The sequence below is a fragment of the Salipiger sp. D13 genome (genome assembly GCF_003703915.1).
GTDB lineage: Bacteria > Pseudomonadota > Alphaproteobacteria > Rhodobacterales > Rhodobacteraceae > Salipiger > Salipiger profundus.
This window is the reverse complement of record NZ_ML112607.1, coordinates 1-24,364: the sequence shown is the minus strand read 5'-3', so window position 1 is coordinate 24,364 and position 24,364 is coordinate 1. Positions and strand designations below refer to the sequence as shown.

Annotated in this window: 20 protein-coding genes and 1 pseudogene; 16 read left to right on the top strand and 5 right to left on the bottom strand. The window is 70.4% G+C overall.

The window, feature by feature from the left end; translation table 11 throughout:
* Window positions 1-313: 313 nt before the first annotated feature.
* The 3 genes from D6860_RS16850 to D6860_RS16840 are packed head-to-tail and all read left to right on the top strand — an operon-like array spanning window position 314 to window position 3,244.
* Window positions 314-1,246 (top strand): Bug family tripartite tricarboxylate transporter substrate binding protein, encoded by a 933-nt coding sequence (locus D6860_RS16850; protein ID WP_076625661.1) that lies wholly within the window; start codon window positions 314-316, stop codon window positions 1,244-1,246.
* A 40-nt stretch (window positions 1,247-1,286) separates the two neighbouring features.
* Window positions 1,287-1,748, top strand: coding sequence for a tripartite tricarboxylate transporter TctB family protein (locus D6860_RS16845; RefSeq protein ID WP_076625659.1), 462 nt, complete (start codon window positions 1,287-1,289; stop codon window positions 1,746-1,748).
* Window positions 1,748-3,244, top strand: coding sequence for a tripartite tricarboxylate transporter permease (locus D6860_RS16840; protein ID WP_076625658.1), 1,497 nt, complete (start codon window positions 1,748-1,750; stop codon window positions 3,242-3,244). Before D6860_RS16845 ends, D6860_RS16840 begins: the two co-directional genes overlap by 1 nt.
* 278 nt (window positions 3,245-3,522) lie before the next feature.
* Here D6860_RS16840 and D6860_RS16835 read toward each other — a convergent pair whose 3' ends face one another.
* The 4 genes from D6860_RS16835 to D6860_RS16820 form a co-directional block, all read right to left on the bottom strand.
* Window positions 3,523-4,650, bottom strand: a complete 1,128-nt coding sequence (locus D6860_RS16835; protein WP_076625657.1) for a mandelate racemase/muconate lactonizing enzyme family protein — start codon at window positions 4,648-4,650, stop codon at window positions 3,523-3,525.
* A 1-nt stretch (window position 4,651) separates the two neighbouring features.
* Window positions 4,652-5,455, bottom strand: a complete 804-nt coding sequence (locus D6860_RS16830; RefSeq protein ID WP_076625656.1) for an HpcH/HpaI aldolase family protein — start codon at window positions 5,453-5,455, stop codon at window positions 4,652-4,654.
* 46 nt (window positions 5,456-5,501) lie between these two features.
* A complete protein-coding gene (gene araD, locus D6860_RS16825; protein ID WP_076625655.1) occupies window positions 5,502-7,250 on the bottom strand; it encodes an L-arabinonate dehydratase in 1,749 nt (582 codons plus the stop codon).
* A 200-nt stretch (window positions 7,251-7,450) separates the two neighbouring features.
* Window positions 7,451-8,125 carry a TetR/AcrR family transcriptional regulator gene (locus D6860_RS16820; RefSeq protein WP_076625653.1) on the bottom strand — a complete coding sequence of 225 codons (675 nt, stop codon included), beginning with the start codon at window positions 8,123-8,125 and terminating at the stop codon, window positions 7,451-7,453.
* Window positions 8,126-8,255: 130 nt separating this feature from the next.
* On the opposite strand from D6860_RS16820, the gene D6860_RS16815 reads away from it, so the two are divergent.
* From D6860_RS16815 to D6860_RS16760, 13 genes and pseudogenes are all read left to right on the top strand, one after another.
* Window positions 8,256-9,437, top strand: coding sequence for an efflux RND transporter periplasmic adaptor subunit (locus D6860_RS16815; RefSeq protein ID WP_076625651.1), 1,182 nt, complete (start codon window positions 8,256-8,258; stop codon window positions 9,435-9,437).
* Window positions 9,434-12,562, top strand: coding sequence for an efflux RND transporter permease subunit (locus tag D6860_RS16810; RefSeq protein WP_076625649.1), 3,129 nt, complete (start codon window positions 9,434-9,436; stop codon window positions 12,560-12,562). Before D6860_RS16815 ends, D6860_RS16810 begins: the two co-directional genes overlap by 4 nt.
* Before the next feature lie 103 nt (window positions 12,563-12,665).
* Window positions 12,666-13,727, top strand: a complete 1,062-nt coding sequence (locus D6860_RS16805) for a GntR family transcriptional regulator (protein WP_017468383.1) — start codon at window positions 12,666-12,668, stop codon at window positions 13,725-13,727.
* Between the two features lie 70 nt (window positions 13,728-13,797).
* Window positions 13,798-15,093, top strand: coding sequence for a Gfo/Idh/MocA family protein (locus tag D6860_RS16800; RefSeq protein ID WP_076625647.1), 1,296 nt, complete (start codon window positions 13,798-13,800; stop codon window positions 15,091-15,093).
* A complete protein-coding gene (locus tag D6860_RS16795; protein ID WP_076625645.1) occupies window positions 15,090-16,637 on the top strand; it encodes a CehA/McbA family metallohydrolase domain-containing protein in 1,548 nt (515 codons plus the stop codon). The genes D6860_RS16800 and D6860_RS16795 overlap by 4 nt, the downstream gene beginning before the upstream one ends.
* Window positions 16,638-16,666: 29 nt before the next feature.
* Window positions 16,667-17,929 (top strand): ABC transporter substrate-binding protein, encoded by a 1,263-nt coding sequence (locus D6860_RS16790; RefSeq protein ID WP_076625718.1) that lies wholly within the window; start codon window positions 16,667-16,669, stop codon window positions 17,927-17,929.
* Window positions 17,930-18,000: 71 nt separating this feature from the next.
* Window positions 18,001-18,942 (top strand): carbohydrate ABC transporter permease, encoded by a 942-nt coding sequence (locus D6860_RS16785; protein WP_237218907.1) that lies wholly within the window; start codon window positions 18,001-18,003, stop codon window positions 18,940-18,942.
* Window positions 18,942-19,775, top strand: a complete 834-nt coding sequence (locus D6860_RS16780; protein ID WP_076625642.1) for a carbohydrate ABC transporter permease — start codon at window positions 18,942-18,944, stop codon at window positions 19,773-19,775. The genes D6860_RS16785 and D6860_RS16780 overlap by 1 nt, the downstream gene beginning before the upstream one ends.
* A 3-nt stretch (window positions 19,776-19,778) precedes the next feature.
* Window positions 19,779-20,329 (top strand): annotated as a pseudogene (locus D6860_RS25750) (ABC transporter ATP-binding protein); the annotation flags it as partial.
* Between the two features lies 1 nt (window position 20,330).
* On the top strand, window positions 20,331-20,842 hold a 512-nt coding region (locus tag D6860_RS25745; RefSeq protein ID WP_254681418.1), incomplete at its 5' end, for an ABC transporter ATP-binding protein.
* On the top strand, window positions 20,842-21,849 hold the full coding sequence (locus tag D6860_RS16770) for an SIS domain-containing protein (RefSeq protein WP_076625639.1): 1,008 nt from the start codon (window positions 20,842-20,844) through the stop codon (window positions 21,847-21,849). The genes D6860_RS25745 and D6860_RS16770, both read left to right, overlap by 1 nt.
* Window positions 21,846-22,781 carry a carbohydrate kinase family protein gene (locus D6860_RS16765; RefSeq protein ID WP_076625637.1) on the top strand — a complete coding sequence of 312 codons (936 nt, stop codon included), beginning with the start codon at window positions 21,846-21,848 and terminating at the stop codon, window positions 22,779-22,781. The genes D6860_RS16770 and D6860_RS16765 overlap by 4 nt, the downstream gene beginning before the upstream one ends.
* Window positions 22,778-24,139: a sulfatase family protein gene (locus D6860_RS16760; RefSeq protein WP_076625636.1), complete on the top strand. Its 1,362-nt coding sequence runs from the start codon at window positions 22,778-22,780 to the stop codon at window positions 24,137-24,139. The genes D6860_RS16765 and D6860_RS16760 overlap by 4 nt, the downstream gene beginning before the upstream one ends.
* Here D6860_RS16760 and D6860_RS16755 read toward each other — a convergent pair.
* Window positions 24,123-24,364: DUF6525 family protein (locus tag D6860_RS16755; RefSeq protein WP_371683200.1), on the bottom strand; the 242-nt coding region annotated here is incomplete at its 5' end. The genes D6860_RS16760 and D6860_RS16755 overlap by 17 nt on opposite strands.

Below are 24,364 nucleotides of genomic sequence, written 5' to 3'. Positions count from 1 at the left end.
TTTTCGGGTCGGCTACGTGGACCCGAGCGTAGAGACCAACCTGCCCGGTCACAAGAGGAACCCGCGCCGACCGCCCGGCGCGATTCGAGAGCCCCGGGGTCTTCGCGACAGCGGCACCGCTGCGACCGGCCCCGGCGGTCCGGCCCGGCGCGGCACTCGACACGGGTGGTTTCGGACGCGGGGCAAAGATCGTTTGACAGGCAAATCGTAGCGCTATTATCTGGGAGGCATCCGGACCCCGGCCGGGGCTTCGCAGGGAGGCGAAGACCACGCACAGCCGCCGGGACCCGGACCGCAAACGGGAGGAAAATCCATGCAACGTCACTTCAGGCTCGCGAGCCTTTCCCTTGTCGCAGCATCCGGCCTGGCGGTCGGGACCGCCTCGGCACAGACCATGGAGATGGTCGTGCCGTTCAGCGCCGGCGGCGGTACGGATACCGTGGCCCGGGTGTTCGAACCGGGGTTCTCCGAGGCGCTGTCGCGCACCGTCGTGATCCGCAACAACGCCGGCGCGAGCGGCACGATCGGGGCCGCCTCGGTCGCGCAGGCGGACGCGGACGGAAACACCGTCGGCTACCTGCCGATCGGGCCCGTCGCGATCCAGCCGTCGCTGCGCGACACGTCCTACGATCTCGACAGCTACAGCTACATCTGCCAGACCACCTCGACCCCGGTGTTCCTGCTGCAATCCGACGAGGCCGACGCGACCTCGGTCCAGGACTGGATCGACCAGGGCGGCAGCGGCCGCGTGGTCTACGGCTCGTCCGGGCCCGGAACGATCCCGCATCTCGCCATGGCGGCCTTCGCGTCCGAGGCGGGCATGAACGCCGTCCACCTGCCGTTCGACGGCACCGGCACCGCGATGAACGCGATGGCGGGCGGCGAGATCGACCTTTTCGTCGACACCGCCACCGTGCTCGAGGCCAACAACGTCACGGCGCTCGCGGTCTTCGCGCCGGAGCGGCTCGAGGCCTATCCCGACATCCCCACCATGGCCGAGGCCGGCTTCGATCTCGACTTCTCGGTCTGGCAGGGCGTCTTCGCGCCGGCGGGGCTGGACTCGTCGCAGGTGGAGACGCTGGCCGAGGCCTGCGAGGCCGCCACCAGGACCGACGCCTTCGCCGACCTCGCCGAGAAGACCAACACCGGCGTGCTCTATCGCGGCCCGGAAGAGTTCGAGAGCTTCGTCCGCGAGAATGCCGAGATGAACGCGAAGATCCTCGAGGAGGCCGGCCTGGTCAACTGACCGCCGGTGAGGACGCGACCTGACATGGGAGGAGGAGCCGATGGTCAGACGACCGACTGAACTGTTCATCTGCGCAGGGCTGACGGGGGTGGCGCTGATCGTGCTGGCCTCCTCCTATGTCGCCGTGGGGGGGATCAACGCCGCCTCCACGGACCAGCCCATGCGGCTGCCGCGCATCCTGCTGGGCATCTGGATCGTGCTGAGCACGGGCTGCGCCCTGCGCGCGGCCTTCTGGGCGCCCCCTGCAACGGGCGGGGAGCGGCAGACCGCGAAGGTCGTGAGCTTCATCGTGGTGCTGCTGCTGACGGCGGTCTCGCTGCCGGTGCTGGGCTACGCGGTGGCCGTCACGCTCGGGCTGGGCGGGTTGCTCTGGATCCTCGGAGAGCGCGATCCACTACGGTTCGCCGTGACGCTGATCCTGCTCGGCCCGGGGCTCTGGGCCGTGTTCCATCACCTGCTGGGGCTGCGCCTGCCGCTCCTGGTCTCGGGAGGGGCGTTCTGATGCAGTCCTTCCTGTCGGCCTTTGCCGACGTCTTCACCCTCTGGACCCTGACGGCGCTCGTCATCGGCACCGCGCTCGGCATCGTCATCGGGGCGCTGCCGGGGCTCGGCTCGGTCGTGGGGCTGTCGATCTGCCTGCCCTTCACCTTCGGAATGGAGCCGGTGCCCAGCCTGACGCTGCTGCTCGGCGTCTACTGCGGATCGGTGTTCGGCGGCTCGATCTCGGCGATCCTCGTGAACTCGCCGGGCACACCGCAGGCCGCCGCCACGACCCTCGACGGCTACCCAATGGCGCGCCGGGGCGACGGCGGGCTGGCGCTTGGCTGGGCGACCATGTCGTCGGTGATCGGCGGGCTCATCTCCTGCGTGGTGCTCATGGTCGCGGCGCCGCAGCTCGCGCGGTTCGCCACCAGCTTCGGCTCGGTCGAGGTCTTCGCGCTCATCGTGCTGGCCCTGACCTGCATCGCCGCCGTGTCGCACGGCAACACCGCCAAGGGGCTGCTGATGGGGGCGATCGGCCTGATGATCTCGCTGGTCGGCACCGACCCGGTCACCGGGGCCGCGCGCTTCACCTTCGGCTCGCAGTTCCTGTCGGCCGGCTTCGACCTCATCGCCGTGGTCATCGGCCTCTTCGCCCTGTCCGAGGCGCTCTACCGCGTCGCCACCGGCAACGAGAGCATCGCCGAAGTGTCCGGCGTGCGGTTGCAGCTGCCCTCGCTCTCGGCGTGGAAGGGACGGGTCTTCACCCTGCTCCGCAGCTCCGGCATCGGCTGCGTCGTCGGCGCCCTGCCCGGCACCGGCGCCGCCACCGCCTCGTTCATCAGCTACGCGGTGGCCCGCCAGACCTCGCGCCGGGGCAAGGACTTCGGCACCGGCGAACCGGAGGGGCTGGTCGCGGCGGAATCGTCGAACAACGCGGTAACCGGCTCGGCGATGATCCCGACGCTCGCGCTCGGCATTCCCGGTGACGTGGTCACCGCCATCCTGCTCAGCGCGCTCGTGGTGCACGGGATCACGCCGGGCGTGCGGCTGATGTCGGAACATCTCGACGTGGTGAACGCCATCTTCATCGTGCTGTTCCTGATCAACCTCGTGATGCTGGTGCTCGCGTTTCCGCTGGTGCGGATCTTCGGGCGGCTGCTGTCGATCCCGCAGCACATCGTCACCGCCGGCATCGTGATCTTCGGCATCGTCGGCGCGGCCACCGTCCGCGGCAACCCGCTCGACGTGGTGACAGCGGTGTGTTTCGGCATCCTCGGACTTGTCTTCCGGCTCACCGGGTTTCCGCTGGCGCCGCTGGTGATCGGCCTGGTGCTCGGGCCGCAGTTCGAACAGACCCTGCGGCGCGGGCTGCTGCTGAACGAGGGCAACTTCGCGGCCTTCTTCGTGGACGGACCGGTGGCGTCGATCCTGTTCCTCTGCGCCCTGCTCGCGATCGCCGGCCCGCTCCTCGCACCGCTGCTGCGCGGATTGCGCCCGGTGGGCAAGGCCCGCTGAAGCAGGGGCGACAAGGACACGCTCTGCCCGCACGGCACGAACAGCGGCGCCCCTCCCCGGGGCGCCGCTTGCGTTGCGCAACATGCGCGCTGCGGCGCTCGCACCGCGCGCACGACATCTTCAAGGCGCGCCAGACGCGGCAAGGCCTCCGCGACGAAGCCAACCCCGCACAGGGGTGTGCGGCGGGGCCTTGGGCGCAGCGACAGGGATGGGGCAGACCGTCAGGCGGTCCGAGGGGGCAGTGACCGAGGCCGGGCGATGCCGAGAGGCAAGCGCTGTCAGGCCGCCTCGCGGTGATGCGTGACGGCGGCGCGCACGGCCTCCGGAAGCTCTGCGGGGCCGATGCCCGGCGCCGTGCCGACCTGCCAAAGACCGTCCGCGACGCGGTCCGCGATGGCGCCGAAGCTGTCGCGCAGCGGGTTGGGGTTCACGTCGACCTCGAGCAGGCCCGGCCCGCCGACGGCGGCGAGCAGGTGGCCCGACGCCGCCAGCCCGATCCCGCCACCAAGGAAATGCGGGCAATACATCTGCCCGGCGCGCAGCGCGGCGCGCCCCACGGCCATGCAGCCCGTGAACCCGCCCCATTTCGCCACGTCCGGCTGGTAGACCGCCAGCACGCCCTCGGACAGGGCGCGGGCAAAGGCCGGCTCTCCGGCGATGTTCTCGCCGCCCGCAAGCGGCACGTGGCGCGGCAGCCGGCGCCAGTTGGCCACCGGAAGATCGGCGCGGATCGGCTCTTCCATCCACAGCAGCGGCAGGTCGCCCACGCTGTCGAGAAAGGTCGCCGCCGCCTCGGGGCTCCACGCCTGGTTGGCGTCGAGCGCCAGCCGCTCGCCGGTCTCGAGGCCCGACGCGATCTCGCGCACCTTCGCGGCATCGCGGTCGGAGAAGCCGACCTTGACCTTGAAGACCGCGAAGCCGGTCGCGCGGGCCTCGGGGATGAGCCGATCAGCCGCATCGACGTGGATGCCGCTGGCGTAGGCCGGCACATGGGTGGGGGCGTCAGGCTCGAGCGCCTGCGCCACGGGCCTGCCGGCCCGCCGCGCCGCGAGATCCCACAGCGCCTGGTCGAGGCCGGCGAGCACCTGGCCGAAGGGACCGAACTCGCCGCATTGCAGCGCCCGGATGTGCAGCGCTGCCTCGAGCGTGCGGAAGACGGCCGTCGGGTCGCGGGCCTCGCGGCCAAGCACCGCCGGGGCGATGTCGTCGGCCATCAGGTTGACGCGATGCTCGGCGCCGGCGGCGGGCCAGTTGGCGAACACCTCGCCCCATCCGAACGCGCCCTCGACGTCCTCGACACGCAGGAACACCGCCGGCCGGTTGCGCATGATCCCGAAGGAGGTCGCGACCGGCTCGGCGATCGGGCTGCGGCAGGCCCAGGCCTGCAGGCGCGCGACAGGGGCCATGTCAGTAGGCCGAGCTTCCGGCGGGCGCCGCGGCAGCGGCATCGGCCCCGAGCGCGCCCAGCACCTCCCGCGCCCGGCCCGACATCATGGCGAGATCCGAGGCGATGGCGGCAAAGGAATAGCCCATCCCGATGTAGGACCCGACCATCTCGGGCGTGGCGCCGACGATGCCGATGGGAATGCCCAGCTCGCCGGCGCGACGTCCGGCGTCGGCCAGCGTCTCCTGCACCTCCGCCCGGCCGATCTGACCGATGAACCCCATCGACGCCGCCATGTCGCCCGGTCCGATGAAGATGCCGTCGAGCCCCGGCACGGCGGCGATCTCCGCCATGTTCGCAAGCGCTTCCGGGGTCTCGAGCTGCACGATGACGCAGGTCTCGTCGTTCGCCCGCTGCAGGTAGTCGGTCGCCGCGCCGTAGCCCGAGGAGCGATGCACTGCGGCCACCCCGCGCGTGCCGAGCGGCGGGTATTTCGCCGCGGACACGGCGGCGCGGGCCTCTTCGGCGGTCTGCACGAAGGGCAGCATGATCGACTCCGCCCCGGCGTCGAGCACCCGCTTGACGGTCACCGGGTCGTTCCACGGCAGCCGCACCAGCGCGCGCGCCGGGGTCAGGGCGATGGCCCGGAGGATGTCGGCGGTCTGGCCGATCTCGATCGGCACGTGCTCCATGTCGAGCACGAGGAAATCGAAGCCCGCATGGCCGAGCGCCTCGGCCGTCGAGGGCGTGCCGGACATGAGCCAGGTTCCCAGCGGCACCGCGCCGCCGGCCCTGAGCCGCGCCTTGAAGGGGTTCGTGATGTCCATGATGAGGTCTCCTCTTCCTCGGTAGATCGGGCTCGGTAGCTCGGGCTCAGTAGATCGGCGGTTCCGGGACCGGGTCGGTGCCCTCCAGGAAATCGAAATCGCAGCCCTCGTGCGCCTGGCTCACGTGGCGCTGGTAGAGCGCCGTGAAGCTGCGCGTGTAGGGCGATGCAGGCCGTTGCCACGCCGCCCGGCGGCGGTCGAGCTCGGCGTCGGGCACATCCATGTCGAGGCGACCGGCCTCGGCGTCGAGCACCACCGTGTCGCCGGTCTGCAGCAGCGCGAGCGGGCCTCCCACCGCGGCCTCGGGCGAAACATGCAGGATGCAGGTGCCGTAATGGGTGCCGCTCATCCGCCCGTCCGAGATCCGCACCATGTCGGTCACCCCGGCCTTGAGCAGCTTCGTCGGTATCGGCAGGTTGCCCCATTCCGGCATGCCCGGCCCGCCGACCGGCCCCGAATTGCGCAGCACCAGCACCGTGTCCTCAGTGACGTCGAGATCGGGCGCGTTGATCCGGCGCGCCATGTCGCCTGGGTCCTCGAACACCAGCGCCGGGCCACTGTGCCGCAGCCGCGCGGCGTCCGCCGCCGAGGTCTTCATGATGGCGCCGTCCGGCGCGAGGTTGCCGCGCAGCAGGACCAGCGTGCGCCCCGCCGAGAGCGGAATGACCGGGTTCTCCATCGGCCGGATCACGTCGTCGTCGTAGCACTCCGCCCCGGCCATGGCGTCGCCCAGCGTGCGGCCCTCGATCGTGGTGGCGCTCCGGTCGATGCGGTCGCCGAGCCGGGCCAGCAGCGCCGGCAGTCCGCCGGCGAAATAGAAGTCCTCCATCAGGTATTCGCCCGACGGGAAGAGGTTGGCCAGCACCGGGATCTCGCGGGCGGCGGCGTCCATGTCCTCGAGCGTGAGGCCGAGCCCCGCGCGGCGGGCCATGGCGGCAAGGTGGATCGCGGCGTTGGTCGACCCGCCGAGCGCCATGTAGGTCGCGAGCCCGTTGCGCAGGCTCGCCGGGGTCAGGATGTCGGAGGGCTTCAGGTCCTCCCAGACCATCTCGACGGCGCGGGAGCCGCACCACGAGGCGAGCCGCGGGTGGCCGGAGTCGGTCGCGGGGACCGAGGACGCCCCGGTGCGGGTCAGCCCCATGGCGTCGACGATCGAGGTCATGGTCGACGCCGTGCCCATGGTGTTGCAGGTGCCGTTCGACCGGGTCATGCGGCTTTCGAGGTCGATCCAGTCGTCGCGGCTGATCTTGCCGGTCTGGAGGTCGTTCCAGTATTTCTTGGTGTGGGTGCCCGCGCCGGTGACATGGCCGCGCCAGCGGCCGCTCGACATCGGCCCCGCCGGGCAGAAGATCGTCGGGAGGTCCATCGAGATCGCGCCCATCAGCAGCCCGGGCGTGGACTTGTCGCAGCCGCCGAGCAGAACGCAGCCGTCCACCGGGTGCGAGCGCAGCTGTTCTTCCGCCTCCATCGCGAGGAAGTTGCGGTAGAGCATGGTCGTGGGTTTCACCATCACCTCGCCGACCGACAGGCAGGGCAGCTCGATCGGGTAGCCCCCGGCCTGCCAGACACCGCGTTTCACCGCCTCGGCGCGGTCGCGCAGATGCGCGTGGCAGGGGCTCACGTCGCTCCAGGTGTTGAGGATCGCGATGACGGGTTTGCCCATGAACTCTTCGCGCCGCATGCCCATCTGCTGCGTCCGCTGACGATGCGCAAAGCCCCGGATGTCCTCGGACGCGAACCACCTCTGGCTTCGCAGGCTTTCGAGGGGGCGCGGCACGCGGTCTCTTGCTGTCATCTTGTGATCCTCCCACCCATTTCGTAGCGCTGCGATTTGCGAGCGTCAACACTTGTCTCCGGCGGCCCGCAGATGCGGGGCCGGTGCCGGAGGCGTGAGCGGGATCGGGGCATGGAAAGACCGGGCATGCGCCGGGAAAGACGCCCGCCGTCATGGCAGGCGCCCGGTCACTGGCGATGCGGTCGTTGTCGGGGCCGCGGTCAGGCCGAATTCAGGAAGTCGGAAAATTCCCCGGACGCGGGCATCCGCACCGCGGTTTCCCGGCAGCCGAGCAGCCGGTTGGTCATCAGCTCCTCGAGCCGCAGCCGCTCTTCCAGCATGGCGCGGCCGCCCTCCGGGTCGCCCCTTGCGCAGCGTCGGCGGGCCTGCGCCAGCACCACCCAGCGCATCCGCCAGGCGTGCTGCAGCAGATCGACCGTCATGTCGATGTCGATCACGTCGAAGACCCCCTCGGCCACGCCCTCGGTCACGAGCCTGCGCATCAGCGGCGTGGCGCGGCGCCGGGCCTCCTGTTCGAGCCCGAGGAAGATCGTCTCGTTGCCCTCCATCAGCGCGATCCGGATGACCCCCATGATCTTGTCGGCCTGCCCCAGCTCCCAGCGGGTGGTGCCGGCGAGATAGGCCGTGAAGCGCGCCACCGCGTCGCCCTCGCTACGGTCGTACACGGTCTGCCCGGCGGCGGTGCAGGCATCGGAGAGGCGCAGCAGCACCGCCGCGAGCACGTCGTCCTTGGAGGTGAAATGGTGGTAGAAGCCGCCCTTCGAGATCCCCGCCGCCTCGAGCAGCAGGGCCACCGTCACCTCTTCCCACGGGTGGGTCGAGAGCAGGCCGGTGGCGGCATCGAGGATCGCGGTCCTGCGATCTTCGGCGGACATTCTGGACCGTCTGACGTTCACGATTATGTTCTCCGGCAGTTGCAGCCTTGATTACAGACCGACGGTCGGTAGGTAAAGGCACACCCGAAACCGATCCGATCACGCCTGCATGAGCGAGAGACCCCCGAGCATGACCGACCAGCCCGCCAACGATGCACCGCCCGAGACGCTGCGGTTCGAAACCGACCGAGGCTCGTCCCGGCCTTTCTGGATCGCGCTCTTCCTGGTGGCCGCCATCGTCCTCTGGATGGGCAGCGGCTTCATATTTCCAGGGTCCGAGCCCGCGGAGCAGACCGCCGCCGAAGAGCCGCTGCCGCCGTCGGTCATGGTCTCGCGCTCGCAGGCCGAGCCGGTCACGCTGAACTACCGCGCCGAGGGTCAGGCCCTGCCCGACCGCGACACCGACGTCATCGCCGAGACCGCCGGCACGGTGATCGAGATGCCGTTTGCCAAGGGCGACCGGGTCGCGGCGGGCGACGTTCTGGCACGGCTCAACTCCGGCCGCGCCGAGGCCGCGCTCACCCAGGCGCAGGAGCAGCGCGCCAACGCGCAGCGCGAGTTCGACAACGCCACCGAGCTGCTCGAGCGTGGCGTGGCGACGAACGACCGGCTGTCGGATGCCCGCGCCGCGCTGGCCGCCGCCGAGGCCGATGTCGCGAGCGCCGAGGAGGCCATCGACAACCTCGTGGTCGAGGCCCCCTTCGGCGGCCGCGTCGAGACCATGCCCGCGAGCGAGGGCGAATACGTGCAGGCCGGCGCCACCATCGCCCGCATCGTCGACAACGATCCGCTGACCGTCGCGATCCAGGTGCCGCAACAGGCGCTGAGCCGAATCCGCGAGGGCCAGAGCGCGCAGGTGCGCTTCATCACCGGCCAGACCCGCGAGGGCCGGGTGAGCTTCGTGGGCGCGGCGGCGGCCTCGGAGACCCGCACCTTCCTGACCGAGATCGAGGTGCCCAACCCCGACGGCGAGGTGCCGGCGGGCGTGTCGGCGCAGGTCACGATCCCCACCGGCGAGGCCACGGCCCACCGGGTCGCGCCCTCGATCATCTCGCTCGACGAATCCGGGCAGCTCGGGGTGAAGACCGTCGTCGACGGGCAGGTCGTCTTCCATCCGATCCGCATCGTGAAGACCGAGATCGACAGCGTCTGGGTCACCGGGCTCGAGGACGAGGTCACCATCATCACCGTCGGCCAGGGCTTCGTGCGTGACGGCGAGGAGGTCCGCGCCGAGCCGCAGGACGAGGAGGCCGAGGACGTCTCCGAGGCGCCCCCCGGGATCCCGCGCGAGGTCGCGGAGGAGAACCCGTGAACAGCCTGATCGACGCCGCCTTTTCCCGTGGCCGGGCCATGATGATCCTGCTGGTGATGATCCTCACCTTCGGGGCCGTGGCCTATGTCTCGATCCCCAAGGAGGCGAACCCCGAGGTGCCGCTGCCGCTGGTCTACGTCAGCACCACGCTCGACGGCATCAGCCCCTCGGATGCGGAACGGCTGCTGATCGAGCCGATGGAGGCCGAGTTCGGCGCCATCGAGGGGCTCGAGAAGATGTCGGCCGAGGCCACCGAGGGCTTTGCAAGCGTGCAGCTCGAGTTCGCAGCCGGCGGCGACATCGACGAGGCGCTCGACAAGGTGCGCGAGGCCGCCGACACCGTGCAGGGCGACCTGCCCGCCGACGCCACGACGCTCAACGTCACCGAGATCAACACCGCACTGTTCCCGATCATCACCGCCGTTCTGTCGGGGCCGCTGCCCGAGCGGACGCTCAACGACATCGCCGAGACGGTGCAGGACGAGCTCGAGGCGCTTCCCGGCGTGCTCGAGGTGGATATCGGCGGCGCGCGCGAGGAATTCCTCGAGGTGCTGATCGACCCCACGGTGTTCCAGACCTACAACCTCAGCTTCGAGACGCTGACCAGCCAGCTGCAACGCAACAACCAGCTGATCGCGGCGGGCGCCATCGAGACCGGCGGCGGGCGCATCGTGCTGAAGGTGCCCGGCCTGATCGAGAACCTCGAGGACGTGATGGCGATGCCGGTGAAGGTCGACGGCACCACCGTCGTCACCTTCGGCGACGTGGCCACCGTGCGCCGCACCTTCGAGGACCCGACCGGCTACGCGCGCATCGACGGCCAGCCCTCGCTTGCGCTGGAGGTCACCAAGCGGTCGGGCGCCAACATCATCGACACGGTCGCCGCCACCAAGCAGGTCATCGACGAGATGCGCGGCGACTGGCCCGAAAGCCTGCGCGTCACCTACCTGCAGGACCAGTCCGAGCAGGTGAAGACGCTGCTGTCGGACCTCGAGGCCAACGTCATGGCCGCCATCATGCTGGTGATGATCGTCATCGTCTTCGCGCTCGGCTTCCGCTCGGCGATCCTCGTCGGGCTGTCGATCCCCGGCGCATTCCTTGCCGGCGTCGCGATCATCTGGGCGATGGGCTACACCATGAACATCGTGGTGCTCTTCGCGCTGATCCTCGTGGTCGGCATGCTGGTCGACGGCGCCATCGTCACCGTCGAGCTCGCCGACCGCCGCCTGCAGGAGGGCGACAGCCCCAAGACCGCCTATGCCCATGCCGCCAAGCGCATGGCGTGGCCGATCATCGCCTCGACCGCGACCACGCTGTCGGTCTTCTTCCCGCTGCTGTTCTGGACCGGGCTCATCGGGCAGTTCATGAAATACCTGCCGATCACCGTGATCCTGACGCTCGGCGCCTCGCTCTTCATGGCGCTGATCTTCATTCCCGTGCTCGGCGGCGTGATCGGCCGCAACCAGCCGCAGACCGCGCGCGCCAAGGCCGCGCTGCACGCTGCCGAACGCGGAGATCCGCGCCGCATCCCCGGCGTGACCGGCGCCTACGTGCGGCTGCTCGAACGCGCCATCCTGCGCCCATGGACCACCGTGGTGCTGGCGCTGGCGCTGCTGCTCGGCGGCTTCGCGCTCTACGGCCAGTTCGGACGCGGCATCTCGTTCTTCCCGTCGGTCGAGCCCGAGTTCATGCAGGTGCAGGTCCGGGCCCGCGACAACCTCTCGATCTACGAGCGCGACGACCTCGTCCGCAAGGTCGAGGACCGGCTGGTCGGCACCGGCGGCATCGAGAGCATCTACGCCCGCTCGACCATGAGCGCCGGCGGCGGCGAAGAGGACGTGATCGGCACCATCCAGCTCGATCTCGTCGACTGGCAGGAGCGCCGCACCGCCGACGAGATCGGCGCCGAAATCCGCACGAAGATGGCCGACATCGCCGGCATCGACGTGCAGGTCGAGACCGAGAGCGGCGGCCCCTCCAGCGGCAAGCCGGTGAACCTGCGGGTCTCGGCGGACGGCTTCGACGCGCAGAGCGCCTCGGTCGACGCGGTGCTCGCGGCGATGGAGCGGGTCGGCGGCTTCACCGACGTCACCGACACCCGGCCGCTGCCCGGCGTCGAGGTGGCGATCAACGTCGACCGCGCCGAGGCGGCGCGCTTCGGCGCCGATGTCAGCCTGCTGGGGCAGGCGGTCCAGCTGCTCACGCAGGGCATCACCGTGACCGACTACCGGCCGCCGGATGCCGACGGCGAGCTCGACGTGCGGGTGCGCTTCCCCAACGACTCGCGGTCGCTGTCGGAGCTCACCAACCTGCGCGTGCCCACCTCGGCGGGGCTCGTGCCGATCTCGAACTTCGTCACCTTCGAACCGGTCGAACGCGTCGGTGTCATCCGGCGCATCGACGAGCAGCGCGTCACCACCATCGAGGCGAATGTCGCGCCCGGCCTGCTGGTCAACGACCAGGTCACCGCCCTGCGCGCCGAGCTCGAGCGGGCCGACCTGCCCGAGAGCGCGAGCTACGAGTTCGCCGGCGAGGCCGAGGACCAGCAGGAGTCGATGACCTTCCTCGCCATCGCCTTCGTCTCGGCCATCGTGCTGATGTTCCTGATCCTCGTGGTGCAGTTCAACAGCATCTTCCAGTCGTTCGTGGTGATGAGCGCCATCGTCTTCTCGATCGGCGGGGTGCTGCTGGGGCTCGTCATCACCGGGCGGCCCTTCGGCATCGTCATGGGCGGTGTCGGGGTGATCGCGCTGGCCGGGATCGTGGTGAACAACAACATCGTCCTGATCGACGCCTACAACGACCTGCGCAAGGAGGGCCTGTCGCCGCTCGAGGCGGCGCTCAGGACCGGGGCGCAGCGTCTGCGCCCGGTGGTGCTGACCTCGATCACCACGGCGCTCGGACTGATGCCGATGGTTCTGGGCATGAACATCAACTTCATCGGCCGCGAGATCGTCTTCGGCGCGCCCTCGACGCAATACTGGACCGAGCTGTCGAGCGCCATCGCGGGCGGGCTGGTCATCGCCACGGTGCTCACGCTGGTGGTGACACCGGCGATGCTCATGCTGCGGGAAAAGCGCGACCGGCGCAGCCTGCCCTCGCCCAGACCACAGCCGGCGGAATGAGCCCCGGCCCCGGGGCCGCCACGGCACGGCGGGCACCCCGTCGCGGCGTCCGCATTGAAGCGGCGCCGCGCGCGTGCTCATGTTGCGCCGAAGGCAGGAGCCCATGAGCCGCACCGAAGAGATATCGCGCCATATCGCCGAAGAGATCGCCCGGCGCGAGCCGGGCGAGCGGCTGCCGACCGTCCGCGAGATGATGAAACGCTTCCGCACGGCGCAGCGCACCGTCGAGGCCGCGCTTGCCCCCTTCATCGCCGAGGGCCGTCTGCAGGTGCGCCGCGGCGCCGGGATCGTGGTCACCGAACCCGCCACGCGCGCGCAGGCCTGGGAGGCCGACGTGCTGATCCTCTACCGGATCTCGGCCAGCCGGCTGGCCCGCAACCTGCTGATGGAGCTCGAGACCCGCCTGCGCGCGCGGGACCTGCGGGTGATGCTGCTGGGCTTTTCCGACGACGCCCACGCGCTGTCGGTGCTGTCGCGGCTCGGGCGTTTCCGGGTGTGCCTCGTGCAGGTGCATTTCGAACCGCTGCAGCTGCCGTTTCTCGCCAGCCTCGCCGAACACGCGGATTCGGTGGTGGTCGACGGGATCTCGACCACCGGCGTCGGGATCGACGCCATCGGCACCAACTGGCGCGAGGCGCTCGTGGTGGCGATGCGCCGCCTGCGCGAGAAGGGCCACGCGCGCATCGCCTTCCTGACCTCGGGACACCCGGCGCGGCAGATCGCCATGGCGCGGCGCGAATACCGGCGGCTCGGCGAGGCCATGCCCGGCGGCGGCTGGCTGATCGAGCTCGACGCGCTGCCGGGCGACTACACCTCGGACCGGATCGTGCGCGCGCTCGAAAGCCAGCGCGACCCCGACGGCCGCCTGCCCTTCACCGCGCTGGTGCTCTGGGGGCTGGTCGACGGGCTGGTCCTCGACAGCGCGCTGTCGCGGCTCGGACTTCTGGGCGGGCGCGACCTGTCGGTCATCCTGCTCGGAAGCGTCGATTTCGGGCCCGAGCACCTCAACAGCTTCGACGTCGTCGGCAATCGCGACGCCGAGAAGATCGACCGCTTCGAGGCGGTGATCCTGTCGCGTCTCGAGGACGATACGACCGAGCCCGACACCCACTACCTGCCGCTGCACCGGCTCGACTTCGGGAGCGTGGCCGACCTCACGGAGTGAGTATAACTCATATTCCAGCGGAAATTATACTCACCTACCCTGACTTCGAATCAACGAGTCGGGAGCGTCCATGCCATCCGTATCCAGCACCACCGCCGAGCGTCCCGCGCCCGCCGGATCCGACACGGAGACCATCGGGGTCGCCATCATCGGCGCGGGCGAGCGCGGGGTCTACTACGTCGGCAGCCGCATGGCCGAGCTCGCCCGCGAGACCGGCTTCCGGGTGGTCTGCGTGCAGGACCGGCTGGAGGACCGCGCCACGCTGGCGGCGCGCCATCTCGACGGCATCTACGCCGACGCGGGGCTCGATCACCGGGTGCGCGTGGCCCCCGACCTCGAGGCGGCGGTGCGCGACCCGGCGGTCGACCTCGTGCTGGTCACCACCCACACCAACGCCCATCTCGCCCCCGTGCGGGCGGCAGCGCGGGCCGGCAAGCGGGTCTATCTCGACAAGCCGATCTCGGTGGATCTTGCCGACGCCGAGGCAATCGTCGAGATCGAGGCCGAGACCGGCCAGCCGATCATGATGGGCTTCACACGCCGCTACGAACGGCCATGGATCGAGAGCATCGGCATCGCCCGCACCGACGCCACAGGCGCGCCGCGCATGGTGCTGCTGCGCTCGGTCATTCCCTACACCCGCTACCTGCAGCTCTGGCACCGCACCAACGCGGCCTCGGGCGGGGCGCTCAACGACAAGGGCTCGCACCACTTCGACGTGCTGAACTGGGTCGCCGGGTCCGACGCGGTCAGCGTCACCGCCACCGGCGGGCGGTCGTCGATCTTCGCGCCGGACCCGACCGCGCCGGCGCGCTGCTCGGAATGCGACCGCGACTGCCCCTACCGCCGCCACGAGACCCTGATCGACCGCGCCGAGGGCGTCGGCCGGGTGCCCAACGAAAGCTGGCTCACCGCCACCGCGCCGCAGGACCGCAACGACAACTGCGTCTACCTGCCCGGCTCGGACATCGACGACCACGCCGTGGTGACGGTGCGCTATGAAAACGGGCTGGTGGCGACGCTGTTCTTCACCATCTTCGGCCCCTACGCCGAGGACCAGGAGACGCTGGAGATCATCGGCGAGAACGGCCGGCTGCGGATGGAGCGGCACTCGGGCCAGATCGACCTCGTCTCGGACCACGGCAACCGCCACGAGCTGCTCGAGGTGGCGGCCGCCGACAACGACTCCTCGCATTTCGGGGCCGATCTCGAACTGGTGCGCACCATGCGCCGCTTCATCGGCGGCGAGACGCCCCCGGCCGGCGTGCGCGACGGGCTCGCCTCACTGCAGATCGTGCATGCCGCGCAGAAATCCATGGCCGCGCAGGGCCGCCCCGTGAACCCCCGAACGCAGGACTACCTATGACCGCCAAGACGCTTGCCCATGGCCTGATGCCGCTCGCCGACCGGTTGGGGGTGCAGCCGCTGTTCGGCGACATCCACAACCACTGCGACCTGTCCTATGGCCACGGCCGCTTTGCCGACGCGCTGGCGCGGGCGGCGCTGCAGCTCGATTTCGTCTCGATCACAGGCCACGCGCACTGGCCCGACATGCCGGTCGACGAGCCCTCGGTCGCCCATATCGTCGATTTCCACGTCAAGGGCTTCGCCAAGCTCCGCGACGGCTGGAGCGCGCATTACGACGCGCTGCGCGCCGCCGACGGTGACGGCTTCACGGTCTTTCCGGGCTACGAGATCCACGGCTGCGAACACGGCGACTACACCATCGTCTACCGCGACCTCGACGGCGCGCCGCTGCATCTCGCCGACAGCCCGGCTGAGCTGAAGGCGACGCTCGACGCCGAGATGCCGGGCCGGGCGCTCGCCTTTCCGCACCACATCGGCTACCGGCAGGGCGCGCGGGGCATCAACTGGGACACCTTCGACGCCGCGCTGTCGCCCTTCGTAGAGATGAACTCGATGCACGGCTGCGCCGAGACCTCGGAGAGCCCGCGCAGCTACCTGCACTCGATGGGGCCGGTCGACGGCCATTCGACCATGGAATGGGGGCTGGCGCAGGGGCATGTCTTCGGCATCGTCGGCAACACCGACCACCACAGCGCCTTTCCCGGCTCCTACGGTCACGGGCGCATGGCGGCCTACGCGCGGGGCTCGGACCGCGCGGCGCTGTGGGAGGCGATGACCGCGCGACACACCAACGCGCTCACCGGGCCGAACGTGCACCTGCTCGCGGCCATCGGGCCGGTCATCCAGGGCGGCATCGCCGCCCCCTCGGAGGACGCCGCGCTCGACGTCGAGGCCATCGCCGGGGGCGAGATCGACAGCATCGACGTGATCCGCAACGGGCGGCTGTTCCAGCGCGTCTCGCCGGCGCTCTGCCCGGCGCCGGTGTCGCACGACGACGACACCCTGCTGTTTCTCGAACTGGGCTGGGGGGCGCGCGGATCGTCGCACGACTGGACCGGAGAGATCAGCCTTGAGGGGGGCGCGATCACCGGGCTCGAGCCGCGCTTCCGCGGCACGGAGGTGGTCTCGCCGCTCGAGGGCGACGACAGCGGCCACGCCCTGCCCGCGGCCACGCTCGACGGCGGCACCGCGCGCTTCTCGGTGACCGCCGAGGCGAACCCGAACAACTCCACGACGGCGACGCAGGGTCTGGCCCTGCGGCTGCGGCTCAACGATCCGGGCGCGACGGTCCGCGCCACGCTCTGCGGCCAGTCGATCGAGATCCCCGCCGCGCGGCTGCGCGAGGGCGCGCTCTCGGGCAACCTCGGGCCGATCGACAGCCCCGCCTACCGCTTCCACCCGCTGCCCCGCCCCGCCGACTGGCAATGGCAGGGCCGGCTGCCCCTTGGCGCGCTTGCCGCCGGGGAGACCCTTTACGTCCGCCTGCGCCAGACGGACGGGCAGATGGCATGGGCCTCGCCCATCTTCTGCCGGACGGCGTGACAACAAGAACCGAGAACAGGGAGTTCCGAATGACCACCATGAGAGCCCTGGCTGCGGGCATCGCAGCCGCCACGCTCAGCGCCACCGCGCTTCAGGCGACCGAGCTCAACATCGTGCACGGCGCCGTCGGCAAGGACCAGGAGGTGCTGCGCGCAGCCCTCGACCGCTACGAGGAGGAGACCGGCAACACCGTCAACATCGTCTCGATGCCCGAGCGGACCACCGACCAGTTCGCGCAGTTCAAGCTGTGGCTGAGCGCCGGTTCGGAAGACATCGACGTCTACCGGCTCGACGTGATCTGGGCGCCGCAGCTCGCCGATCACTTCATCGACCTGACGGAGCCCACCGCCGACATCATCGACCGGTTCGTGCCGGCGGCGGTGGAAAGCCAGACCGTCGACGGCAAGCTCGTGGCTCTGCCGATGTTCCTCGGCGCGCCGGCGCTCTACTACCGCGCCGACCTGCTGGAGAAATACGGCAAGGAGGTTCCCGAGACCTGGGAAGAGCTGACCGCCACCGCCAGGGAGATCATGCAGGCCGAGCGTGACGCCGGCAACGACGAGATGTGGGGCTACGTCTACCAGGGCGCCGCCTACGAGGGGCTGACCTGCAACGCGATGGAATGGATCGCCTCGAACGGCGGCGGCCACGTCGTCGAGCCCGATGGCGAGATCAGCGTGATGAACGACAAGGCCATCGCGGCGCTCGAGCTCGCGGCGGGCTGGGTCGGCGACATCGCCCCCGACGGCGTGCTGAACTACGCCGAGGAAGACGCCCGCGGCGTGTTCCAGTCCGGCAACGCGGTGTTCATGCGGAACTGGAACTACGCCTACGCGCTGGTCAACGGCGAGGACAGCCCGATCAGGGACGGCGTCGAGGTCACCACCCTGCCCGCCGGCGACAGCGGCGAGGGCGCCTCGATCCTCGGCGGCTCGCACCTGGGCGTGGCGAGATACTCGCAGCACCAGGACGAGGCCATCGAGCTCGTGCGCTTTCTCAACAACGAGGAAAGCCAGCGCGCCCGCGCCATCGAGAGCTCGCGTCCGCCGACCCTCACCGCGCTCTACGAGGACGAGGAGATCGCCGAGAAGCAGCCCTTCATCCCGCTCTGGAAGCCGGTGATCGACAACGCCATCGTGCGCCCGGCGGCGCCCACCAAGACCGACTACAACGAGGTCTCCTCGGAGGTCTGGACCGCCGCGCATGACGTGATGTCGGGCAAGATGGAGGCGAAATCCGCCATTGGCCGCCTGAACGCGAAGCTGCAGCGTCTCAAGGGCAACGGCTGGTAAGCCTGCGCCATGCCGCGCCCCCCGCGACCGGCGGGGCGCGGCCCCCTTTCATGCAATTCCCGGGACCCGACATGCCCCAGAAGACCGGCCTGACACGACAGAGGACCCGCGCGGCCTGGATGTTCCTCGCGCCGATGCTGGTGGTGCTCGCCGCCGTCGCGCTCTACCCGCTGGCCCAGACCATCTGGTTCGGCTTCACCGACGCCTCGCTCAACGACATCGACGGCGCCGAGTGGGTCGGCTTCCGCAACTACCTCGAGTGGCTCGACTACGGCAACGGCGAGGGCGAATGGCTCGGCCTGCTCGCCGACGACCGCTGGTGGCGTGCCGTCTGGAACACCCTGAAATTCGCCTTCGTCTCGGTGTTCTTCGAAACCGCCTTCGGGCTCGTCATCGCGCTGGTGCTGAACGCGCAGTTCCCCGGCCGCGCCATCGTGCGCACCGCCGTGCTGGTGCCCTGGGCGATCCCCACCGTGGTCTCGGCCAAGCTCTGGGGCTGGATGCTGCACGACCAGTTCGGCATCATCAACGACATGCTGATGCGGCTGGGGCTGATCTCGGCGCCGGTGGCCTGGACCGCCACGCCCGACACCGCCATGGCCGCCGTGATGATGGTCGACATCTGGAAGACCACGCCGTTCATGGCGCTGCTGATCCTCGCCGGGCTGCAGATGATCCCCAACGACATCTACGAGGCCGCCAGGCTCGACGGCATCGGCCCGGTCCGGGTGTTCCGCCGCGTGACCCTGCCGCTGGTGCTGCCGGCGCTGCTGGTGGGCGTGGTGTTCCGGGCGCTCGACGCGCTGCGCGTCTTCGACATCGTCTACGTGCTGACCCCCAACACCGACGCGACCCGCACCATGTCGCTCTTCGCGCGGGAAAATCTCTTCGATTACGACAAGTTCGCCTATGGCTCGGCCGCCTCGACGCTGCTGTTCCTGATCGTGGCGATCATCACCATCGGGTTCATCTACGCCACGCGCATGGACCTCGAAGGCAAGGAGGACCGCTGATGACCCCCGCGAAACTGGCCCGCCGCACGGGCTTCTGGGCGCTCGTCGCCGTGATCGTCGCGCAGGCGGTGTTCCCCTTCTACTACGCGATCCTCACCTCGTTCGAGAGCGGGCAGGCGATCTTCGACGTCAACTACCTGCCCAAGGTGATCGACTTCGCCAACTACCGCGCCGCCTTCGAGGAGGGCGTCTTCGGCCGGCAGATCCTGAACTCGGTGTTCGTGGCGACCGTGGTCGTCGTGGTCTCGCTGGTGCTGGCGGTGACCGCCTCCTACGCGCTGGCCCGGGTGCCTTTCCGCGGCCGCGGCAAGCTGTTGCTGCTGATCCTGTCGGTGTCGATGTTCCCGCAGATCGCGGTGCTGTCGGGGCTGTTCGCGCTGGTGCGCGCCATGGGGCTCTTCAACTCGCTCTGGAGCCTCGTGTTCTCCTACATGATCTTCACCCTGCCGTTCACCGTCTGGGTGCTGACCACCTTCATGCGCAAGCTGCCCACCGAGATCGAGGAAGCGGCGATCATGGACGGCGCGCGCCCGCTCACCATCATCCGGCGGGTGTTCCTGCCGCTGCTCTGGCCCGCGCTCGTCACCACCGGGCTGCTGGCCTTCATTCACGCCTGGAACGAGTTCCTCTTTGCCCTCACGTTCCTCTCGACCGACACCCAGCGCACGGTGCCCGTCGCCATCGCGCTGATTTCCGGGGCGAGCGAGTTCGAGATCCCGTGGGGCAGCATCATGGCGGCCTCGGTCATCGTGACCCTGCCGCTCGTGGCCCTCGTGCTCGTGTTCCAGCGCAAGATCATCTCCGGCCTGACCGCCGGCGCGGTGAAAGGATAAGACATGGCTACCGTTGAACTGAAGAACGTCCACAAGGACTTCGGCAAGCACCGCGTCATCTCGGACGTGACGCTGGACCTGCAGAAGGGCGAGTTCGTCGTCTTCGTCGGCCCCTCGGGCTGCGGCAAGTCCACGCTCCTGCGGATGATCGCGGGGCTGGAAGAGATCACCGACGGCCACCTGCTCATCGACGGCGAGGACGTGACCGACACGCTTCCCGCCGAGCGCGGCGTGTCGATGGTGTTCCAGAGCTACGCGCTCTACCCGCACATGAGCGTCTACGAGAACATGGCGTTCGGGCTGGAGCAGGCGAAGCTGAAGAAGCCGCAGATCGCCGAGCGCGTCGCCGAGGCCGCGCGGATGCTCCAGATCGAGGAGTTGCTCGAGCGAAAGCCGCGCGCGCTCTCGGGCGGGCAGCGGCAGCGGGTCGCCATCGGCCGCGCCATCACCCGCAACCCGCGCGTGTTCCTGTTCGACGAGCCGCTGTCGAACCTCGACGCCGCGCTGCGCGGCGAGACCCGGGTCGAGATCGCCCGGCTGCACGCGCGGCTCGCNTCGAGATCGCCCGGCTGCACGCGCGGCTCGCCGACACCACGATGATCTACGTCACCCACGACCAGGTCGAGGCGATGACGCTGGCCGACCGGATCGTGGTGCTGAACAAGGGCCACGTCGAGCAGGTCGGCGCGCCGCTCGACCTCTACGACCATCCCGCCTCGCAGTTCGTGGCGGGCTTCATCGGCAGCCCCCGGATGAACTTCATCACCGGCCGAGTCGCCGAGGCCGAGGGCGCCGCCACCTACGGCATCCGCCCGGAGCATCTGGAAATCACCGAGGGCACCGGCCGCTGGCAGGGTCGGGTGCTGCTGACCGAGGCGCTCGGGGCCGACACCTTCGTGCATGTCGAGACCGACATCTGCGACACGCCGCTCATCGCGCGGGCGCCGGGGCGCAGCCCCTGCCGCGCCGGGCAGACCGTTCACCTGACGCCGGACGCCGCGCGCGTGCATCTCTTCGATGCCGAGGGGCGCCCCGTGATCACCCATCAACCGACCGAGGTAGCCTGATGACCGAAACCGGTCTCGACATCATCGACGCCGAGCTGGCGCGCCAGTTCCCCGACGCCGCCAAGACCTTTGCCAACGCCCGCGAGGCCGCCGGCCGCGCCGCCCGCGACATCCGCGAGACCGGCCGGCTGCACCTGCTCGCCATCGGCGGCTCGCACTGGGTCAACCGGCTGGCCGAGCCGTTCTACCGGCAGGCCGGCATCGACGCGACGGCGCATGTGATCTCGGAATACATGCGCGCCTCGCTGCCCGGCCCCGCCGTGCGGCTGCTGACCTCGCAGTCCGGCGCCTCGGGCGAGATCCTGCGCTACCTCGACACCTGCCCCGAGGGGCCGCTGGTCGGGCTTACCCTCAGCTGCGACAGCCCGCTCGGGCAGCGTGTGCCCTGCGTCACCGGCCATGGCCCCGCCGAGCGCAGCTATGCCGCGACCCGGTCGGTGGCGATCACCATCGCGCAGCACGCGGCCATCCTGAAGGCGCTCGGCGCCGACCTGCCCGGCTTCGAGACAGCGCTGAAGGGCCCCGACGGGCTGCCCGACACGCGCGAGGCCACCGGTGTGCTCGCCGGAGCCCGCGCCGCAGTGTTCTGCGGTCGCGGCAACCTGCAGGGGCTGGCGGACGGCATCGCGCTGGCCTTCATGGAGCTTGCGCGGGTGCCGGTGCTGGGGCTCGAGGCCGGCATGTTCCGGCATGGCCCCTTCGAGCTGGTGGACGAGACCACCGCGACGGTCTTCTTTCGCGGCGAGGGTCCCGAGGGCGACAACGTCGACGGGCTTGCCGCCGAGCTGGTCGATGCCGGGTTCCGCCCCGTGGTGCTCGACTTCTCCGGCCTGCCGCCGGTCGCGGGCGCGCTGACCGTGCCGGTCCCGCCCGCGTGCGGACTGGCCGCCGCGCTGCATGCGCTTCCGGTGGCGCAGCGCATCGTCGTCGACGCCGCCGACCGCCTCGTGCCCGACATGGGCCGGCCGCTGCGTTCGACCAAGATCACCTCGGGCGAGGCCGCATGACCAGCCGTCCGATCTGCGTTCTCGGCAACCTCAACGTCGACCTCGTGATGGGGCCGCTCGCGGACTGGCCCCAGCCGGGCACCGAGACCTTTGTCGACCGCTGCGATTTCCGCGCCGGGGGCTCTGCCGGCAATACCGCGCTGGTGCTGCAACGGCTGGGCGCGCGCGCGGGGCTGGTCTCGGCGACCGGCGACGACGCGCTCGCGGTGATGCTGGCCGAGCCGTTCTACGGCCCGCTCGACCGCATCGCCCGGCTGCCCGGGCGCAGCGGCATCACAGTGGGCGTGGCCCATCCCGACAGCGACCGCAGCTTCCTGTCCTACGCCGGCCATCTCGACCGCACCGACCTGGGCTTCTTCCGCGAGGCGCTGGCCGGCTGGCCGCTCGACGGGGCATTGGCGCTGATCTCGGGCGGCTTCGCGATGCCCGGGCTGCACCGCCACCAGCGCGCGCTGCTCGACCACCTGCGGCTCGAGGGCGCCGAGGTCGCCATCGACCCGGGCTGGCCCGACGACGGCTGGACCCCACGCAACCGGGCCGAGGCGCTGTCCTGCGCCGAGGCCGCGGACCACCTGCTGCTGAACGACAAGGAAATCACCGGGCTGACCGGCCGCGACACCGCCGACGCGGCGGTGACCGCGCTGGCCGAGACGCTCGCCTCGGACACCACCATCGTGGTCAAATGCGGCGCGCGCGGCGCCATCGCCGCGGGGCCCTCGGGCCGGCACGAGGCCACCGCCGCCGCCTGCGCCCCCTTCGACACCGTGGGCGCGGGCGATGCCTTCAACGCGGGCTACCTCGCGGCGCTGGCCAAGGGCCACGACATCGGCCACGCGCTGCAGGCCGGCACAGACACGGCGGGCGCGGTGATCGCCGCCTTCCCGCGCGAGACCGGGCCGATCGCGGCGCCGGGAAGGCGACGGTCCGCATGAGCCGCAACATCGTCCTGATGATCGCCGACGACCTCGGGCGGATGGCGGGCTGCTACGGCGACCCCACGGCCCGCACGCCCAACGTCGACCGCCTCGCCGCCGGGGGCACGCTCTTCGAGAACGCCTTTGCCTCGACCGCCTCCTGCTCGGGCAGCCGCAGCACCGTCTACACCGGGCTGCACACCCACCAGTCGGGGCAATACGGGCTGAACCACGCCCGCCACCACTTCCTGACCTTCGACAGCGTGCAGACCGCGCCGGCGCTGCTGAACGCGGCGGGCTACGCCACCGGCATCATCGGCAAGGTCCACGTCGGCCCCGACACGACCTACCCGTGGCGCTGGCGCGACGAGAGCTGGGGCCGCGACGTGGACTGGATGGCCACCCGTGCCGAGGCGTTTCTCGACGACGCGGGCGAGACGCCGTTCTTCCTCACGCTCGGGTTCATCGACCCGCACCGCGATGCCTCGCGCGCGGGGTTCGGCGACCCGGAGGGACCCGATCCGCTGTTCGACCCCGGGGCGGTCAGCATTCCGCCGTTCCTCGACGACCTGCCCGAGGTGCGCGCCGAGCTTGCCGCCTACCACCATGCCATCGCGCGGATGGATCGCGGCGTGGGGCTGGTACTCGACCTGCTCGCGCGGCGCGGGCTCGAGGACGACACGCTCGTGGTGTTCCTGTCCGACAACGGCGCGCCGTTCCTGCACTCCAAGACCACGCTCTACGACGCGGGCGTGCACCTGCCGCTGATCCTGCGCCGCCCCGGTGCCGGGCCGCAGCGCTCGGACGCGATGGTGAGCTTCGTCGATGTGCTGCCCACCCTGCTCGACTGGGCCAACGCCCCCGCCCCCGACGACGGCCACCCGCGCGAGGGCCGCAGCCTGCTGCCGCTTGCCGCAGAGGCCGATACGCCCGAGGGCTGGGACGCGGTCTACGGTTCGCACACCTTCCACGAGGTCACGAACTACTGGCCGACGCGCTTCCTGCGCGACCGGCGTTACAAGTATCACCGCAACGTCGCCTGGCAGCTGCCGTTTCCGATCTCGACCGACATCTACGGCTCGCTGTCCTTCGAGGCGATGCGCCGTGCCGCGCCCGAGGACATGCTGCACCGCATCCACCGCCCCGCCGAAGAGCTCTTCGACCTCTGGGACGATCCGCAGGAGGCCCATGATCTTGCCGGCCGCCCGGAGATGGCCGGGCGGCTGCGCGACATGCGCGCGCGGGTCGAGGCGTGGCAGCGCCGCACCCAGGACCCCTGGCTGTTGCGGGACGGGGCCTCGGTGCTGGCGCTTCGGGACCACCTGAGCGAGGGGCTGGAACTGCCCGACCGCTGGGATTTCAGACCGGACCCGTGACCGTGCCCTGCGCCGCTTCGGGGTGCGCATCGGGATGCGACAGCCCCCAGACCCGGCGGGTGTCGCGACGCAGGCAGGCGCGTTCGACCTCGGAGAGCCTTTGCGCCGCCTCCTCGCGGTCCCCGTCGGCGTCACGCAGCGCCCGGCGCCAGAGCCGGAGCGCCGAGGCCGCCGACCACGGCAGCGCCGCCTGCGCCAGCCAGCGGCGCAGGTCGGGCGGCAGCC

Bases quoted from the DNA above. Each gene is read 5' to 3' on its own strand.
- D6860_RS16815 (WP_076625651.1), top strand. From the start codon at position 8,256: ATGACCGACCAGCCCGCCAACGATGCACCGCCCGAGACGCTGCGGTTC.
- D6860_RS16850 (WP_076625661.1), top strand. From the start codon at position 314: ATGCAACGTCACTTCAGGCTCGCGAGCCTTTCCCTTGTCGCAGCATCC.
- D6860_RS16835 (WP_076625657.1), bottom strand. From the start codon at position 4,650: ATGGCCCCTGTCGCGCGCCTGCAGGCCTGGGCCTGCCGCAGCCCGATC.
- D6860_RS16830 (WP_076625656.1), bottom strand. From the start codon at position 5,455: ATGGACATCACGAACCCCTTCAAGGCGCGGCTCAGGGCCGGCGGCGCG.
- D6860_RS16765 (WP_076625637.1), top strand. From the start codon at position 21,846: ATGACCAGCCGTCCGATCTGCGTTCTCGGCAACCTCAACGTCGACCTC.
- D6860_RS16785 (WP_237218907.1), top strand. From the start codon at position 18,001: ATGCCCCAGAAGACCGGCCTGACACGACAGAGGACCCGCGCGGCCTGG.
- D6860_RS16760 (WP_076625636.1), top strand. From the start codon at position 22,778: ATGAGCCGCAACATCGTCCTGATGATCGCCGACGACCTCGGGCGGATG.
- D6860_RS16800 (WP_076625647.1), top strand. From the start codon at position 13,798: ATGCCATCCGTATCCAGCACCACCGCCGAGCGTCCCGCGCCCGCCGGA.
- D6860_RS16790 (WP_076625718.1), top strand. From the start codon at position 16,667: ATGACCACCATGAGAGCCCTGGCTGCGGGCATCGCAGCCGCCACGCTC.
- D6860_RS16780 (WP_076625642.1), top strand. From the start codon at position 18,942: ATGACCCCCGCGAAACTGGCCCGCCGCACGGGCTTCTGGGCGCTCGTC.
- D6860_RS16795 (WP_076625645.1), top strand. From the start codon at position 15,090: ATGACCGCCAAGACGCTTGCCCATGGCCTGATGCCGCTCGCCGACCGG.
- D6860_RS16820 (WP_076625653.1), bottom strand. From the start codon at position 8,125: ATGTCCGCCGAAGATCGCAGGACCGCGATCCTCGATGCCGCCACCGGC.
- D6860_RS16805 (WP_017468383.1), top strand. From the start codon at position 12,666: ATGAGCCGCACCGAAGAGATATCGCGCCATATCGCCGAAGAGATCGCC.
- D6860_RS16845 (WP_076625659.1), top strand. From the start codon at position 1,287: ATGGTCAGACGACCGACTGAACTGTTCATCTGCGCAGGGCTGACGGGG.
- araD (WP_076625655.1), bottom strand. From the start codon at position 7,250: ATGACAGCAAGAGACCGCGTGCCGCGCCCCCTCGAAAGCCTGCGAAGC.
- D6860_RS16840 (WP_076625658.1), top strand. From the start codon at position 1,748: ATGCAGTCCTTCCTGTCGGCCTTTGCCGACGTCTTCACCCTCTGGACC.
- D6860_RS16770 (WP_076625639.1), top strand. From the start codon at position 20,842: ATGACCGAAACCGGTCTCGACATCATCGACGCCGAGCTGGCGCGCCAG.